This is a genomic window from Micrococcus sp. iso_229, assembly GCF_058072725.1.
In genome coordinates this window covers 1,159,635-1,174,818 of the sequence record NZ_CM176514.1, presented here as the reverse complement: position 1 = coordinate 1,174,818, position 15,184 = coordinate 1,159,635, and the positions used below count along the sequence as shown (strand labels likewise).

At 72.2% G+C, this 15,184-nt stretch carries 11 protein-coding genes; 3 read left to right on the top strand and 8 right to left on the bottom strand.

What is annotated here, in order from left to right; genetic code table 11:
- Window positions 1-24 precede the first annotated feature (24 nt).
- Window positions 25-705: an MBL fold metallo-hydrolase gene (locus AC3RKA_RS05505; RefSeq protein ID WP_134416973.1), complete on the top strand. Its 681-nt coding sequence runs from the start codon at window positions 25-27 to the stop codon at window positions 703-705.
- A gap of 30 nt (window positions 706-735) precedes the next feature.
- On the opposite strand, the gene AC3RKA_RS05500 is transcribed toward AC3RKA_RS05505, so the two are convergent.
- Window positions 736-1,659 carry a methyltransferase domain-containing protein gene (locus AC3RKA_RS05500; RefSeq protein ID WP_480221681.1) on the bottom strand — a complete coding sequence of 308 codons (924 nt, stop codon included), beginning with the start codon at window positions 1,657-1,659 and terminating at the stop codon, window positions 736-738.
- A gap of 42 nt (window positions 1,660-1,701) precedes the next feature.
- Here AC3RKA_RS05500 and AC3RKA_RS05495 point away from each other — a divergent pair, with 42 nt between their 5' ends.
- Together AC3RKA_RS05495 and AC3RKA_RS05490 are read left to right on the top strand one after the other, a co-directional pair.
- Entirely contained in the window at window positions 1,702-4,335 is a 2,634-nt protein-coding gene (locus AC3RKA_RS05495; protein WP_489727594.1) for a DEAD/DEAH box helicase, read from the top strand.
- Between the two features lie 32 nt (window positions 4,336-4,367).
- Window positions 4,368-5,834, top strand: a complete 1,467-nt coding sequence (locus tag AC3RKA_RS05490) for an alpha/beta fold hydrolase (RefSeq protein WP_489727593.1) — start codon at window positions 4,368-4,370, stop codon at window positions 5,832-5,834.
- Between the two features lie 53 nt (window positions 5,835-5,887).
- Here the strand turns inward: AC3RKA_RS05490 and AC3RKA_RS05485 are convergent, their stop codons facing one another.
- The 7 genes from AC3RKA_RS05485 to coaE (AC3RKA_RS05455) form a co-directional block, all read right to left on the bottom strand.
- Window positions 5,888-7,147, bottom strand: coding sequence for a TerC family protein (locus tag AC3RKA_RS05485; protein ID WP_002855667.1), 1,260 nt, complete (start codon window positions 7,145-7,147; stop codon window positions 5,888-5,890).
- 245 nt (window positions 7,148-7,392) lie between these two features.
- On the bottom strand, window positions 7,393-8,436 hold the full coding sequence (locus tag AC3RKA_RS05480; RefSeq protein WP_002855671.1) for a TerC family protein: 1,044 nt from the start codon (window positions 8,434-8,436) through the stop codon (window positions 7,393-7,395).
- A 76-nt stretch (window positions 8,437-8,512) separates the two neighbouring features.
- Window positions 8,513-9,277: a hypothetical protein gene (locus tag AC3RKA_RS05475; RefSeq protein ID WP_489727592.1), complete on the bottom strand. Its 765-nt coding sequence runs from the start codon at window positions 9,275-9,277 to the stop codon at window positions 8,513-8,515.
- The gene (locus AC3RKA_RS05470; protein ID WP_002855673.1) at window positions 9,274-9,912 is read right to left on the bottom strand and encodes a SatD family protein; all 639 of its coding nucleotides are present in this window, start codon (window positions 9,910-9,912) and stop codon (window positions 9,274-9,276) included. The genes AC3RKA_RS05475 and AC3RKA_RS05470 overlap by 4 nt, the downstream gene beginning before the upstream one ends.
- 76 nt (window positions 9,913-9,988) lie before the next feature.
- Window positions 9,989-12,118 (bottom strand): excinuclease ABC subunit UvrB, encoded by a 2,130-nt coding sequence (gene uvrB, locus AC3RKA_RS05465; protein WP_002855674.1) that lies wholly within the window; start codon window positions 12,116-12,118, stop codon window positions 9,989-9,991.
- 37 nt (window positions 12,119-12,155) lie between these two features.
- Window positions 12,156-12,803, bottom strand: a complete 648-nt coding sequence (coaE, locus tag AC3RKA_RS05460) for a dephospho-CoA kinase (RefSeq protein WP_002855677.1) — start codon at window positions 12,801-12,803, stop codon at window positions 12,156-12,158.
- On the bottom strand, window positions 12,800-15,169 hold the full coding sequence (gene coaE, locus AC3RKA_RS05455; RefSeq protein WP_002855679.1) for a dephospho-CoA kinase: 2,370 nt from the start codon (window positions 15,167-15,169) through the stop codon (window positions 12,800-12,802). The genes coaE (AC3RKA_RS05460) and coaE (AC3RKA_RS05455) overlap by 4 nt, the downstream gene beginning before the upstream one ends.
- Window positions 15,170-15,184 lie beyond the last annotated feature (15 nt).

Here is a 15,184-nt window from a genome sequence, read left to right as displayed (position 1 = left end):
CGCCCCGTCCGTACACTGTTGCGCATGCCCGAGACCGCCCGGAACCGCCTCCTGCACGATCTGCCCGCCGTCACGGTGCGCACCTGCTCCGTGTCGGAGATGGACAACAACGTGTACCTGCTCACCTCCAAGACCACGGGGGCGCAGGTGCTGATCGACGCCGCCGACGACGCCGAGGCCATCCGCGACCTCATCGCCTCGGCCGCGGACGACACCCCGTGCGAGCCGCGCCTCGAGATGATCGTCACCACGCACCGGCACTGGGACCACGTGCGCGCGCTGCCGGCGCTGGCCTCCCTGACCGGGGCCCGCACGGCGGCCGGCGAGGACGACGCCGACGCGATCGCCGAGGCCACGGGGGTCGCCCCCGACGTGCGCCTGCGCCACGGGGACACCGTGGGGGCGGACGGGCTCCGCCTCGAGGTGGTGGCCCTGCGCGGCCACACGCCCGGGTCCATCGCGCTGGTGTGCCGCCCCGAGGCGGACGAGCCGGCCGTGCTCTTCACCGGCGACTCCCTCTTCCCGGGCGGGGTGGGCAACACCGAGGGCGACGACGGCCGGTTCCGTCAGCTGTTCACGGACGTCACGGAACGGATCTTCGACGCGTTCGACGACGACGTGGTGGTCCACCCCGGCCACGGCGCGTCCACGACCCTGGGCGCCGAACGCCCCCACCTGCCGGAGTGGGCCGACCGCGGCTGGTGACGGTGCGCCCGGGCGGTCCCGGGCCCGGCGTCAGGCCGGCTTCTGCCCCACCATGAACAGGCGCCGGGCCGGGAAGATCGTGACCGGGCCGCCGTCGTCGGCCGTGATGCCGGGCACCGGCGGGTACGCCTCGCGCATGGCGGCGCGGTACCGGTCCACGAACGCCTCGAGCAGCCCGGCGCCCTCGGCGGCGCCCTCCTCGGCGTCCCAGCGGGCCAGGGCCTGCAGGCTCGGTCGCAGGGCCGCGCCGGAGGTCCACCGGAACACCGGGTCCTCGCCCGTCAGGACCTGCTGGTACTCCGTCTCCCAGACGACCGGGGACCACCCCGCCTCGAGGAACAGCCGCGTGTACTCCTCGGGCGGCGCCACGGTGCGGGTCGTCGCCACCCCGTGCAGCGGCTCGGAGAAGGCCGGGTCCTCCGCCAGCGCCACGATCGCCGCATGGGAGGGCTGCTCGTAGGGCCGCGGGATCTGCGCCGCGAACCAGGCCCCCGGCGTGAGGTCCCCGAGCCAGCGCCGGATCAGGCGACGGTGCGTCGGGATCCACTGGAGCATCGCGTTGGACACCACGACGTCCGTCGCCCTCGACGGGCGCCACTGCGAGGCGTCGACCGCCTCGAAGCGCAGGTTGGCGGGGGCGCCCGTGCGGGCCGCCTGCTCCCGGGCCCGCTCCAGCATGGCGGGCGAGTCGTCCAGACCGATCACCTCGGCGTCCGGCCAGCGCTCGGCCAGCGTCCGGGTCAGGGTCCCCGGGCCGCAGCCCAGGTCCACCACGACGCGCGGCGCCTCGGCGCGCACGCGCCCCACCAGGTCGTGGAAGGGGCGGGCGCGGTGCTCGGCGAAGCCCTCGTACTGCGCGGGATCCCAGGTGAACCCCCCGCCCTCTCGGCCGGTCACGTCCCCCACGACGGCGTCGGTGTCCGGGTGCGGGCTCTCGGGCGCGATCTGACTCATGGCGGCACCGTATCGCGCGGAGCGGCCGATACCCTGGGGGCGATGACTTCTGCCGCCACGAACCCGCCCTCGCTGACCGACCGCATCGACGCGCTCCCGCCGACCCCGGACGCCGACGACGTCTTCGGGGCCTTCGCGGCCTGGACCGAGGACCGCGGCATCGCGCTCTACCCCGCCCAGGAGGAGGCCGCCCTCGAGCTGGTCCAGGGCCGGCACGTGATCCTGGCGACGCCCACCGGGTCCGGCAAGTCCCTGGTGGCGCTGGCCGCACACGCCGATGCGCTCGCCCACGACGCCGTCTCCTACTACACGGCGCCGATCAAGGCGCTCGTCTCGGAGAAGTTCTTCGCGCTGGTGGACGTGTTCGGTGCGGAGAACGTGGGCATGGTCACGGGTGACTCCACCGTCAACGGTGACGCCCCCATCATCTGCTGCACCGCCGAGATCCTCGCCAACCGTGCGCTGCGCGAGAGTTCGGGCATGGAGATCGGCACCGTGGTGATGGACGAGTTCCACTACTACGCGGACCCCTCCCGCGGCTGGGCCTGGCAGGTGCCCCTCCTCGAGCTGCCGCAGGCCCGGTTCCTGCTGATGTCGGCCACCCTCGGCGACACGACCCGCCTCGAGGCGGACCTGACCGAGCGCACCGGGCGCGAGGTCGCCGTCGTCGCCCACGCGGAGCGCCCCATCCCGCTGACGTTCGAGTGGTCCGAGGTGCCGCTGCAGGAGAAGGTCGAGGAGCTCGTGAGCACCCACCAGGCACCGGTGTACATCGTGCACTTCTCGCAGCTGGACGCCGTGGAGACGGCCCAGGGTCTGTCCTCGATCTCGGTGACATCCAGGGAGGAGAAGGAGGCGATCGCCGCGCGGATCGCCGGCTTCCGCTTCTCCGCGGGCTTCGGGCACACCCTGAACCGCCTCGTCCGGGCGGGCATCGGTGTGCACCACGCGGGCATGCTGCCCAAGTACCGCCGCCTCGTGGAGAAGCTGGCCCAGGACGGGCTGCTCAAGGTCATCTGCGGCACGGACACGCTCGGCGTCGGGATCAACGTGCCGATCCGCACCGTGCTGCTCACCGCGCTGTCCAAGTTCGACGGCGAGAAGACCCGCCTGCTCCAGGCCCGCGAGTTCCACCAGATCGCCGGCCGGGCGGGCCGGGCCGGCTTCGACACCTCCGGCACCGTGGTGGTCCAGGCCCCCGAGCACGTGATCGAGAACAAGGCGGCCGAGCGCAAGGCCGCGGCGAAGTTCGCGAACGTCAAGGACGAGGCCGAGCGGGCCAAGCGCATGAAGCAGTCCGTGAAGTCCGGCAAGCGCAAGACCCCGCCGGCCGGCTTCGTCTCGTGGGGGCCGGCGACGTTCGAGCGCCTCGTCTCCGCCGAGCCGGAGCCGCTGGTCTCCCGCATGCGGATCACGCACTCGATGCTGCTGAACATCCTCGACCGGCCCGGCGACCCGGTCATCGCGGTCCGGCGCCTGCTGCGCGGCACCCACGAGACCCCGGCCCGCCAGGCGGTGCTCATGCGCCGCGCGCTCGGGATCTTCCGGGAGCTGCTGGCCACGGGCGTCGTCGAGCGTCTGCCCGAGCCGGACGCCGAGGGCCGCACCGTGGACCTCACGGTGGACCTGCAGCCGGACTTCGCGCTCAACCAGCCGCTCTCCCCCTTCGCCCTCGCCGCGCTCGACCTGCTGGACCCGGCCGATCCCGACCACGCGCTCGACGTCGTCTCCGTGATCGAGGCGACCCTCGACCCGCCGCGCCAGGTGCTCTCCGCCCAGGTCAAGCACGCCAAGGGCGAGGCCGTGGCCGCCATGAAGGCCGAGGGCATGGACTACAACGACCGCATGCGGGCCCTCGACGAGATCACCCACCCGCGCCCGCTGGCCGAGCTCCTCGAGCAGCAGTTCGAGCTCTACCGGCAGGACGCCCCGTGGCTCGCGGAGTTCGAGCTGACCCCCAAGTCCGTGGTGCGCGACATGTTCGAGCGGGCCATGGGCTTCGGCGACTACGTGCGGTTCTACGGGATCGCCCGGTCCGAGGGCGTGCTGCTGCGCTACCTCACGGACGCGGTCAAGGCGCTGCGCCACACGGTGCCCGAGGCGGCCCGCACCGAGGAGCTCCAGGTGCTGCTGGACTGGCTCGACGAGATGGTGAAGCAGACCGACTCGTCCCTCCTGGAGGAGTGGGAGGACCTGGTGGCCGGGGACATCGACGAGCTGCGCCGGGACATGGAGGCGCTCGAGCCGCCGGCGCCGCCCCGCCTGACGGACAACGAGCCCGTGTTCCGGGTGATGGTCCGCAACGCGATGTTCCAGCGGGTGCGCCTGTTCGGCGACGAGCGGGACGAGGCGCTCGCGGCCCTGTCCGGCGACCTGTCCGCCGACGACTGGGCCGACGCCCTCGACGCCTACTTCGACGACCACGAGGACATCGACGACGGCCCCGCCGCGCGTGGCCCCGAGCTGTTCCGCGTGGCCGCGGCCCCCGACGTCGCCGCCCCGCTGGAGCTGGCCGGCCCGCGCTGGTGGGCGGTGCGGCAGGTCCTGAAGGACCCGGACGGGGACCTGGACCACGGGATCAACGCCGTGGTCGACCTGGACGCCTCCGACGAGGCGGGCCATCCCGTGATCCGGGTGGTCTCCGTGGGCGCGCCCGAGTCCGGGTGGGGCCTGTGAGCGCCGGGGACGCCCGGGCGGCAGGACGGCCCGTGGCGGGCGACCCGCGCGGCTTCGCTCCCCTCGAGCCGGCCCGCCACCGCGTGGGCGAGCGCACCGAGCTCTACGACGGCACCGTCACGGTGGACCACTGGTTCTCGGTGCCGATCGACCACGCGCTGGGCCTCGCCGAGGCCGAGGCGCAGGATGCGGCGGGCACCGGCGTCGGGCCGCACGGGCGCGGCACGCTGACCGTCTTCGCCCGCGAGATCCGGGCGAAGGACGACCCCGAGGGCGAGCGTCCCTGGGCCCTGTACCTCCAGGGTGGCCCCGGCAGTGCCGGGCCTCGCCCTGTGCGCCTGAGCGGCTGGCTCGGGGTGTTGGCCGAGAGCCACCGCGTGCTGCTGCTGGACCAGCGCGGCACGGGGCGTTCGACCCCGGCCACTGTGGCGACCCTGACCGCCCCGGGCGCCTTCGCCACGGACGAGGCGCGCGCCGAGCACCTGGTGCACCTGCGGGCGCCCTCGATCGTGCGGGACGCCGAGATGCTGCGCCTCGCCCTCGGCGCCGGGCCGTGGACCACACTGGGCCAGAGCTTCGGCGGGTTCTGCACGCTGAGCTATCTCTCCTTCCACCCGGAGGGCCTGCAGCGCAGCCTGGTGACCGGCGGCCTCGCCCCGCTCACCGGCCACGCCGACCGGGTCTACCGGGCCACCTACGCCCGGATGCGCGCCCGCGCCGAGGAGTTCTTCGACCGGCACCCGGCCGACCGCGACGCGTGGTCGGAGGCCGTGGGGCTGATCCGCGCCGCCGAGGCCGCGGGCGCCCCGATCCCCCTGCCCGGCGGCGGGCCGCTCACCGTGGGACGGGCCCAGGGTCTGGGCATGCTGCTGGGCGGCAACACCCGCGTGGACCGCCTGCACTGGGTCCTCGCCGAGGCCGTGGACCGCACCGGCCCCGCGCCGCGCCTGTCCGAGACGTTCCTGGCCGCCGTCGCCGACCAGGACGACCGCCTCGTCAACCCGCTCTACACCGTGCTGCACGAGGCGATCTACGCGCAGCCGGCGGACCTGGCCGACGGCCGGGCGGACACCGGCTGGTCGGCGTCCCGGATGCTCGCCGAGCACCCGGACTTCGACCCCGAGGCGACCGCGGTCCCGCTGCCCACGGGCGAGCACGTCATGCCCTGGTCCGTCGAGGTCGACCCCCGGCTGCGGCCCCTGGCCGGCACGGCGCGGCTGCTGGCCGAGCGCACGCAGTGGGGCCCGCTCTACGACGTGGCCGCCCTGGCGCAGAACACCGTCCCCGTGGCCGCCGCCGTCTACGCCGACGACGTGTACGTGGACCGGGACCTCTCGCTCGAGACGGCGGGGCGCGTCCGTGGCCTGCGGGTGTGGGAGACCGACGCCTTCCACCACGACGGCATCGCCGACGACGGGCCGGCGATCCTCGACCGGCTCCTGGCGATGACCGCGGCGGACGGCGCCGGGACGACGACGGCCCCCGACCCGGTCGACTGACCGGCTCGGGGGCCCGGGCGCCGGCGGAGTGCTCCCCCGGCGCCGTGATCGGCTCAGACGGTGGGCCCGTCCTGCCGCACGATCTGCTCGGAGACCCCGCGCGCGTCGTCGTCACGGGGATCCGCGAACCGGGTCTCGTGGGCCGTGCGGATGATCGCCGACCACGCGTCCTTGTGCTCGAGCAGCTGGTCGCGCCAGCGCTGGTCCAGGGCCTCGGCCCGGGCCGTCCAGCGGTCCATCAGGGCGGCGGCGCGCTCGCGCTCGGCCGGGTCGGCGTCCTCGGCCAGCTTCGAGTACCGGTACGAGTACTTCTCGGCGTTCTGCAGCGCCCGCAGGGCCTGGCCCTTGGGCGAGTACAGGGACACGAGCACGGTGATGGCCAGGATGACCACCACGACGACGAGCGAGAGGTTCGTGGGGATCTCCGCCACCGGCACGTTCTCGCCGCCGTTGATGAACGGCAGGTTGTTCTCGTGCAGCGCGTGCAGGATGAGCTTGACGCCGATGAACGCCAGCAGCGCGGAGAGCCCGTAGGCCAGGTAGACGAGGCGGTCGAGCAGGCCGTCGATCAGGAAGTACAGCTGGCGCAGGCCCATCAGGGAGAAGGCCGTGGCGGTGAAGACGATGTACGCCTCCTGGGTCACGCCGAAGATCGCGGGGATGGAGTCGAAGGCGAAGAGGATGTCCGTGGCGCCGATCGCGATCATCACGAGCAGCATCGGCGTCATGAGGCGCTTGCCGTCCACCGTCGTGAAGAGGCGTTCGCCGTCGAACTGGTCGGAGGCGGGCAGGAACCGCTTGACGAGGCGGACCATCACGTTGTCCGCCTCGTCCTGGGCGCCCTCGGCGTCGCCGGACATCTCGCCCTTGAGCTGGCCGCCGGCGATGATCAGCAGGAACAGGCCGAAGAGGTAGAACACGTCCGACCACGCGGCGATGACGGCGGCGCCGAGCAGGATGAACAGGGTGCGCGAGATCAGCGCGAAGGTGATGCCGAACAGGAGCACCTTCTGCTGGTACTCGCGCGGCACCCGGAAGCTGGCCATGATCACGAGGAACACGAACAGGTTGTCGACGCTGAGCGCCTTCTCCAGCAGGTAGCCGGTGTAGTACTCCACGGCGTGCTGCGTGTCGCCGAAGGCGAAGAACACGAGGCCGAAGACGAGCGCGAGGCCGACGTAGACGCCCGACCAGACCGCGGCCTCCTTGATGGTCGGCGTGTGCGCCTTGCGCACGTGGGCGAAGTAGTCGAATGCGAGGAGTCCGACGATCAGGGCGATCGTCAAGCCCCACGTGAGTCCATTGATTTCCACAGGGTCACCTTTCGGCGTCAGGGGTCAGTTCTGCGCCGCAAGTCTCTCCGCCCCACCGTGGGTTCTCCGGTGCAGGCCCCTGTGTCCGGCCGGCGGCGCGCTCTCGGCGGCCGCGGCGTGCTGACGTCCACAGTGTTCGGGATACTCCCCTACGTCGCCGGTCAGTCTACCCCGTCACACGACGACGCCCCGCTCCGCGGCGGGCAGAACGGGGCATCGACGGGCCGGCTGGCGCGGGCGGCGGGTCAGCGGTCGTCGCGGCGGGCCCGGTCGGCGTAGTCCTCCATGCGCTGGACCTGGCCGGTGAGCGGGGAGGCGGACTCCCGGTCCGTGCGGCCCCAGATCAGCGACGCCACGGTGGCCAGCACCAGGGTGCCGAGGATGACGCCGAGGGAGACGAACGTGGAGATCTCCGGGACGGCCGTCACGGGGTGACCGCCGTTGATGAAGGGCAGCTCGTTCTCGTGCAGGGCGTGGAACACGAGCTTGACGCCGATGAAGGCGAGGATGAACGCGAGCCCGTGCTTGAGGAACACGAGACGGTCCATGAGCCCGCCCAGCAGGAAGTAGAGCTGGCGCAGGCCCATGAGGGCGAAGATGTTGGCGGTCAGGACGATGAACCAGTTCTGGGTGAGGCCGAAGATCGCCGGGATGGAGTCCACCGCGAACATCACGTCCGTCAGGCCGATCGTGATGAACACGACCACCATGGGGGTGAACATGCGCCGGCCGTCCACGGTGGTGCGCAGTCGGTTGCCGTCGTAGTCGGGCGCCACGTTGAGGCGGCGGGTCAGGCGGGCCACGACGCCCGGCTCGGACTCCTCGTCCTCGCCGTCGTCCTTGAGCTGCTGCCAGGCGGTCCAGAGCAGGAAGGCGCCGAAGATGTAGAACACCCACGTCAGGTGCTCGATGGCGACGGCACCGACCGCGATGAACACCGCGCGGGCGATCAGCGCGATGATGATGCCCACCATCAGCACCTCCTGCTGGTAGCGGCGGGGCACCTGGAACTTGGCCATGATGATGAGGAACACGAACAGGTTGTCCACGCTGAGGCTGTACTCGGTGACCCAGCCGGCGAGGAACTCGGTGCCGTGCTGCGCATCGCCCAGGGCGAAGAGCAGCCCCGCGAAGACCAGCGCCAGCGCCACGTAGAACCCGATCCACAGGCCGGCCTCCTTCATGGAGGGCTCGTGGGGGCGGCGCGCGACGTACAGCAGGTCGAGCAGGAGGATGACGCCGAGGACCACAAGGGTCGTGGTCTCGAAGACGGGACTGAGCACGTCCATGGAGGGGTTCCTTTCGTGGGGGCCGCGCCAGTCTAGACGGGTGCGGCCCCGCGCTCGGCCGCGGGTGGGCCCGGTCTCAGGCTGCGCCGGGGGCGGTCAGTCCCAGGGCGAGCCAGACGACGACGGCACCGGCGGCGGCCAGGCCCCAACTGGCGAGGGAGCCGATGAGGAACTCCTCCGCGCGTGAGCCGGCACCTCGGTCCGCCGAGATCTCCGGGAAGCGGACGATGCCCTTGGCCGCCATCAGGGCCGCGATCACCGGATAGGCCTGCGCGAGCCCCAGGACGACCATGAGCAGCCGCTCCATGGGTCCGATGTAGCGGCCGCCGCGCAGGCCGTCGGCCGCGGGGTCCGTGGGCGCGGCGGACGGCACGGTCGTGGGCTCCGCCGCGGGCTCCTCCGCCTCCTCGTCGCCTCCGTCGGCGGGCCGGCCCGCCAGGGCGAGGACCGCGCGGGTGACCCGGTTGCCGGTCTCGGTCAGGGCCAGCGCCACCGCCAGCAGCGTGAGGGCAGGGGGCGCGGAGCGCAGGCCCGCGGGCGCCAGGGTCGACTCGAGCACGGCCACGAGGCCGACCGTGGCCACCACTGCGACCACCCCGAGCGGCCGGTCCGGGTGCAGCCATGTCCAGCCCATCAGCAGGCCGAGGGCCACCAGGCCGCCGCCCACCGCGACGGAGAGGGCGGTCGGCGCCAGGACGGCCACGAGCACCGCGGCGAGGACGGCGGCCACGGCCGCACCGGCCCGGGCGAGCCACCGCCGCCGGGGGGCGGGCCAGGCGCCGGGCAGGACGGCGTCGAGCAGGTCGTGCAGCCCCAGGGCGAGCAGTGCGAGGGCGGTCACGGCGCGACCTCCGTCGCCGCGGCGGCGAGCTCGGCGTCCAGCTCGAGCAGCCGGTCGATCCCGGACCGCGCGACGGCCTGCGACACCGCGGACTGCGTGATCCGCTCCGCCCGGGCGGTCTGCGCCTGGGTCGCCCCGCCCAGCAGGGCTGCGGCGATCCGGCGCTCGCGGGCCTTGAGCCGGCCGAGGACGTGGTCGCGCAGCAGGACGAGCCCGTCCACGGCGGCGGTGAGGGACGGGTCCGCGGCGCGGAAGGCGGTCCCGGCACCGGCCGCCCGCTCGTGTGCACGCTCGACGGCCTCGCGGGCCCGATACCAGGCCGTGCCGTCCTCGATGCCGTCTCCGCCGGCGTCCAGGGCCCGCCGCTGCCCCAGGCCGATCCCGAACCGCAGGTCGAGGCCCGGGGGCAGGGCGAGCGTGACGCGGACGGTCAGCCGGAGCGCGTCCGGCCAGGCGCGGTGCAGCGCCTGGAACTCGTCGCCGACGCTGGCCCAGGCGGGCCGCAGCGGCGGGACATCCCGTTCCGCGGCCGCGAAGGCGGCCAGGATCTGCTCCTGCGCCCGCTCCCGGTCCGGGAGCGCGCGGGAGCCGACGATGTCCGCGATCACGGCCGCGACCGGGGGTGCTGCGCTCATGGCGTCACACTATCACTGATATGACGACATTCATCAGTGTTTTCATAACACCCTGGGCGCGGAACGCGCCGGGCGGTCACTGCTCCCGCTTCATCTGCCGCAGCTCCTTCTTGAGCTCGCCCACCTCATCGCGCAGGCGGGCCGCAAGCTCGAACTGCAGGTCCGCCGCCGCCTGGTGCATCTGCTGCGACATCTGCTCGATCAGATCGGCCAGGTCCTTGGCGGGCAGCGACGCCGGGTCCACCGCCGGGGCCTCGGCGCCCTCCCCCGTGGCCGGGGCCCGGTCCAGCGAGCTGAGGCCGCGGTGGCCCATGCCGAAGTCGAACCCGGACTTCACGCCGCCCATGCCCTTGAGGAAGTCGGCGGTGTCCGCGTCCTCCCGGGCCAGCTGGTCCGTGATGTCCGCGATGCGCTTGCGCAGGGGCTGGGGGTCGATCCCGTGCTCCTCGTTGTACGCGATCTGCACGGCCCGGCGCCGCTCGGTCTCCTCGATCGCCCGGCGCATGGAGTCGGTGACGTTGTCCGCGTACATGTGGACCTCCCCGGACACGTTGCGGGCGGCGCGGCCGATGGTCTGGATGAGGGAGGTGGTGGAGCGCAGGAAGCCCTCCTTGTCCGCGTCCAGGATCGCCACGAGCGAGACCTCGGGCAGGTCCAGGCCCTCGCGCAGCAGGTTGATGCCCACCAGCACGTCGAAGGTGCCCTTGCGCAGCTCCCGCAGCAGCTCCACGCGGCGCAGCGTGTCCACATCCGAGTGGAGGTACTCGACCTTCACCCCCGCCTCGAGCAGGTAGTCCGTGAGGTCCTCGGCCATGCGCTTGGTCAGCGTGGTCACCAGGACGCGCTCGTCCTTGGCCGTGCGCACGCGGATCTGCTCGAGCAGGTCGTCGATCTGGCCCTCGGTCGGCTTGACCACCACCTGCGGGTCCACGAGCCCGGTGGGCCGGATGATCTGCTCGACATAGCCGTCCGCCTGGCCGAGCTCGTAGGCGCCCGGCGTGGCGGAGAGGTACACGGTCTGCCCGATCCGCTCGAGGAACTCGTCCCACTTCAGCGGGCGGTTGTCCATGGCCGAGGGCAGGCGGAAGCCGTGCTCCACGAGGGTGCGCTTGCGGGACATGTCCCCCTCGTACATCGCGCCGATCTGCGGGATGGTCACGTGGGACTCGTCCACCACGAGCAGGAAGTCGTCCGGGAAGTAGTCCAGCAGGCAGTGCGGGGCGGAGCCGGCGGGACGGCCGTCGATGTGACGCGAGTAGTTCTCGATGCCGTTGCAGTAGCCCATCTGCTGCATCATCTCGAGGTCGTACGTGGTGCGCATGCGCAGCCGCTGCGCCTCGAGGAGCTTGTCCTGGGACTCCAGCTCCTGCAGCCGCTCGCGGAGCTCGTCCTCGATGGTGGTGATCGCCCGGCCCATGCGCTCGTCGCCGGCCACGTAGTGCGAGGCAGGGAAGATGTACATCTCCTCCTCCTCGCGCACCACCTGGCCGGTGAGCGGGTGCAGGGTCTGGATGGACTCGATCTCGTCCCCGAAGAACTCGATGCGCACCGCGAGCTCCTCGTACATGGGGATGATCTCCACGGTGTCCCCCCGCACACGGAAGGTGCCGCGGTGGAAGTCGACGTCGTTGCGCACGTACTGCATCTGCACGAACCGCCGCAGGAGCACGTCCCGGTCCATCTCCGCACCGCGGCGCAGGGTGACCATCTGCTCGATGTACTCCTCGGGCGTGCCGAGGCCGTAGATGCAGGAGACGGTGGCCACCACGATCACGTCCCGCCGGGTCAGCAGCGCGTTCGTGGCCGAGTGGCGCAGCCGCTCGACCTCCTCGTTGATGGAGGAGTCCTTCTCGATGAAGGTGTCCGTCTGCGGGACGTACGCCTCAGGCTGGTAGTAGTCGTAGTAGGAGACGAAGTACTCGACCGCGTTGTTGGGCAGCAGCTCGCGGAACTCGTTGGCCAGCTGCGCCGCGAGCGTCTTGTTCTGCACCATCACCAGCGTGGGCCGCTGGAGGCGCTCGACGAGCCACGCCGTCGTCGCCGACTTGCCCGTGCCGGTGGCCCCCATCAGGACGACGTCCTTCTCCCCCGCCTCCACGCGCTCGGCGAGCTCGGCGATGGCCTTCGGCTGGTCACCGGAGGGCTGGTACGGGGAGATGACCTCGAACGGGGCGACGACGCGGTTGATCTTCTGGGCCAGGCTCATGGCAGAACCCTACGCCGCGCCCCGGACACCCCGGCGGTCAGTCCGCCGAGGGCTCAGCCGCGTCGGGGGCGAGGAACCGGTCCCACACCTGGTTCGCCACGGACGCGAGCCGCTCGAGGTCGGCGTCGTTGACGATGACCACGTCCGCGACGGCGCGCCGCTGCTCGTCCGTGGCCTGGGCCGCGATCCGCGCCTCGGCGTCCGCGCGGCTCATGCCGCGGTCCTCCACCATCCGGCGCAGGCGCTCCTCGAGCGGGGCCTCCACCACGATCACGAGGTCGAACGCGTCCGCCTGCCCGGTCTCCACCAGCAGCGGCACGTCCTGCACCACGACGGCGTCCGGCCCGGCCTCGGCGACGATGCGCCGGGCCGCGGCCCGGATCCGGGGGTGCACGATGCGGTTCAGGCGCTGCCGGGCGCCCTCGTCCCCGAAGACGATGCGGGCCATCTCGACGCGGTCGAGCTCACCGTCCGCAGTGATGACGCGGTCCCCGAACTCGTCCCGGACGGCGGCCAGCCCGTCGGTGCCCTTCTCGAGGACCAGCCGGGCGAGGGCGTCCGAGTCCACCAGGAGCGCGCCACGCTCCTGCAGGACGCGGGCCACCGCGGACTTGCCGGCGGCGATCCCGCCGGTCAGGCCCACATGGACGCGCGGCCGTTCGGCCACCGGGTCGGTCTCGGTCATACGCGCTCCCCTCGGGCGGCCTCGAGCTGAGGCTGGATCTTGGCCTCCCAGTATGCCCGGACGGCCTCCTGCAGGTCCTCGAGCGAGCCGTCGTTCTCGATCACGGTGTCCGCGATCTCGGCCCGCTCCTCGTCCGCCGCCTCCTCGTCGATGAAGGCCCAGGCCCGCTCGCGGGTCATGTCGTGGGACTCCATGAGCCGGGCGACGCGCACCTCGGCGGGAGCAGAGACGGCCAGCACCTGGTCGAAGTCGCGCTCGGAGCCGGTCTCGGCCAGCAGGGCCAGGTCGACCACCAGCACGGAGTCCTCGCCGATCTCGCGGGCCCGGCGGTTCGCCTCGTCGCGCACCGCCGGGGAGACGATCTCGTACATTCGCGTCCGGGCGGTCGAGCTCTCGGTGGTGAGCCGGTTGAGGGCGCGCGCGTCCAGGGTGCCGTCCGCGCGGACGATGTCCTCGCCGAAGACCGACCGGAGCTCCTCGAGCACGGGGTTGCCGGGCACGAGGATCTCCCCCATCAGGTCGTCGAACTCCACGACGACGGCGCCCCGCCGCTCGAGCTCCGCGCCGACCTCGGTGCGGCCCGCGGCGATGCCGCCGGTCAGGCCGACGGTGACGAGGGCCTTGGCCGCGTCGATGCGCTGCTGGTGCCACGTCTTCGGGGTGTGCGTGTCGTTCTCCGGCTCGGTACCGACCTCGAACTCGGGGCGGATCACGAAGTCCGAGACGTCGACGCCGTCCTCGGTGGCGCGGCGGCGGTACTCCTCGGCCGGCAGCACCTGCTTCCACTGGCGGGTCCGCATGGGCCGCGCGGCACCCGCGTCCTCGCGCAGGGCCTGCAGCAGCAGTGCGGCCTGCGTGACGGTGATGAGCAGGATGGGCAGGCCGATCACGATGATCACCTCCTGCAGCGCAGCCAGGCCGTTCTCGCCCGCGGTGAGGATGATGGCCGCGCAGACCGCACCGATGGACACGGCCCAGAACACGGACTGGCGGCGGGGCGCCGCATCCTCGTGGCCGTTGGCCATCGCGTCCATCACGAGCGCGCCCGAGTCGATCGAGGTGATGAAGAACAGCGTGATGACCACGAGCGCCACGACCGCGGCCACCGTGTAGAGCGGGGTGCCCTGCAGGTGCTGGAACAGGGCGGCCTGGACGTTGCCGTCGGTGACGATCGTCTGCGTGAGGTCGCCGCCCTGGCCCGGCGCCGGCGCGGTGGCGCGGTCCGACTGGAACGCGGAGTAGCCGTAGATGCCCATCCAGATGATGACGAACGCCGTGGGCAGGCCGAGGCCGGCCATGATGAAGGAGCGGATGGTGCGGCCGCGTGAGATGCGGGCGAAGAACATCCCCACGAAGGGCGCCCACGTCACGGTCCAGGCCCAGTAGAAGACGGTCCAGTCACCGGACCACTGGCCCGAGTTGTACGTGTCGTTGTAGGTGGAGAGCAGGGGCAGCATCGAGGCGTACTCGCCGATCGCCTGCACGGTGCCGCGGATGACGTCCATGCTGGAGACGGCCCACATCAGGACGTACACGAGCAGGGCGATGGCCAGCAGGATGTTGGCGTAGGACAGCCGCTTGACGCCCTTGTCCATGCCGGCCAGCACGGAGGCCGTGCCCACGGCGGTGATGACGGCCAGGATGAGCGCCTGGACCCAGCCGGCCACGGGGGTGCCCAACACGTAGTTCATGCCCGCGTTGATCTGCAGGGCGCCCAGGCCCACGGACACGCCGAGGCCGAACACGGTGGAGACCACGGCGATGATGTCGATCGTCTTGCCGATGGGGCCGTGGATGCGATCGCCCAGGAGGGGCTGGAAGGCGGAGGACACGCGCGGGGGCAGCTTGCGCTTGTACGTGAAGTAGCCGAAGCACAGGCCCGGGACGAGCAGGATCGCCCACATGTGGATGCCGAAGTGGAAGTTCGCGATCGACATGGCCTCCGAGGCCGCGCGGTCGGAGAATGGCTCCGTCCCCGCCATGGGCGGGTTGGCGTAGTGGTTCATCGGCTCGGCGATGCCCCAGAACATCAGCACCGCGCCGACGCCGGCGGCGAACATCATGCCGAACCAGGTCAGGCCGGAGTACTCCGGCACCGCGTCGTCGTCGCCGAGCTTGACCCGGCCGTACCGGGTCACGGCGAGGATGAACAGGAACGCCACCAGCAGGGTCAGGCTGAGCGTGTAGATCCAGCCGACGTCGTAGCGCAGCCAGCTCGAGACCGCGCCGAAGGCCGCCTGGACCGGACCCGGGAACAGGCCCATCGCGGCGGTGAAGAGGACGACCACGGCGGCCGAGCCGAAAAAGATCGCCGGACTCGTGCGGAGCCCCAACGTGTCGTGCAGGCGAGTGAGCGGGGAAGTCATGAGTCTCCCGGGACA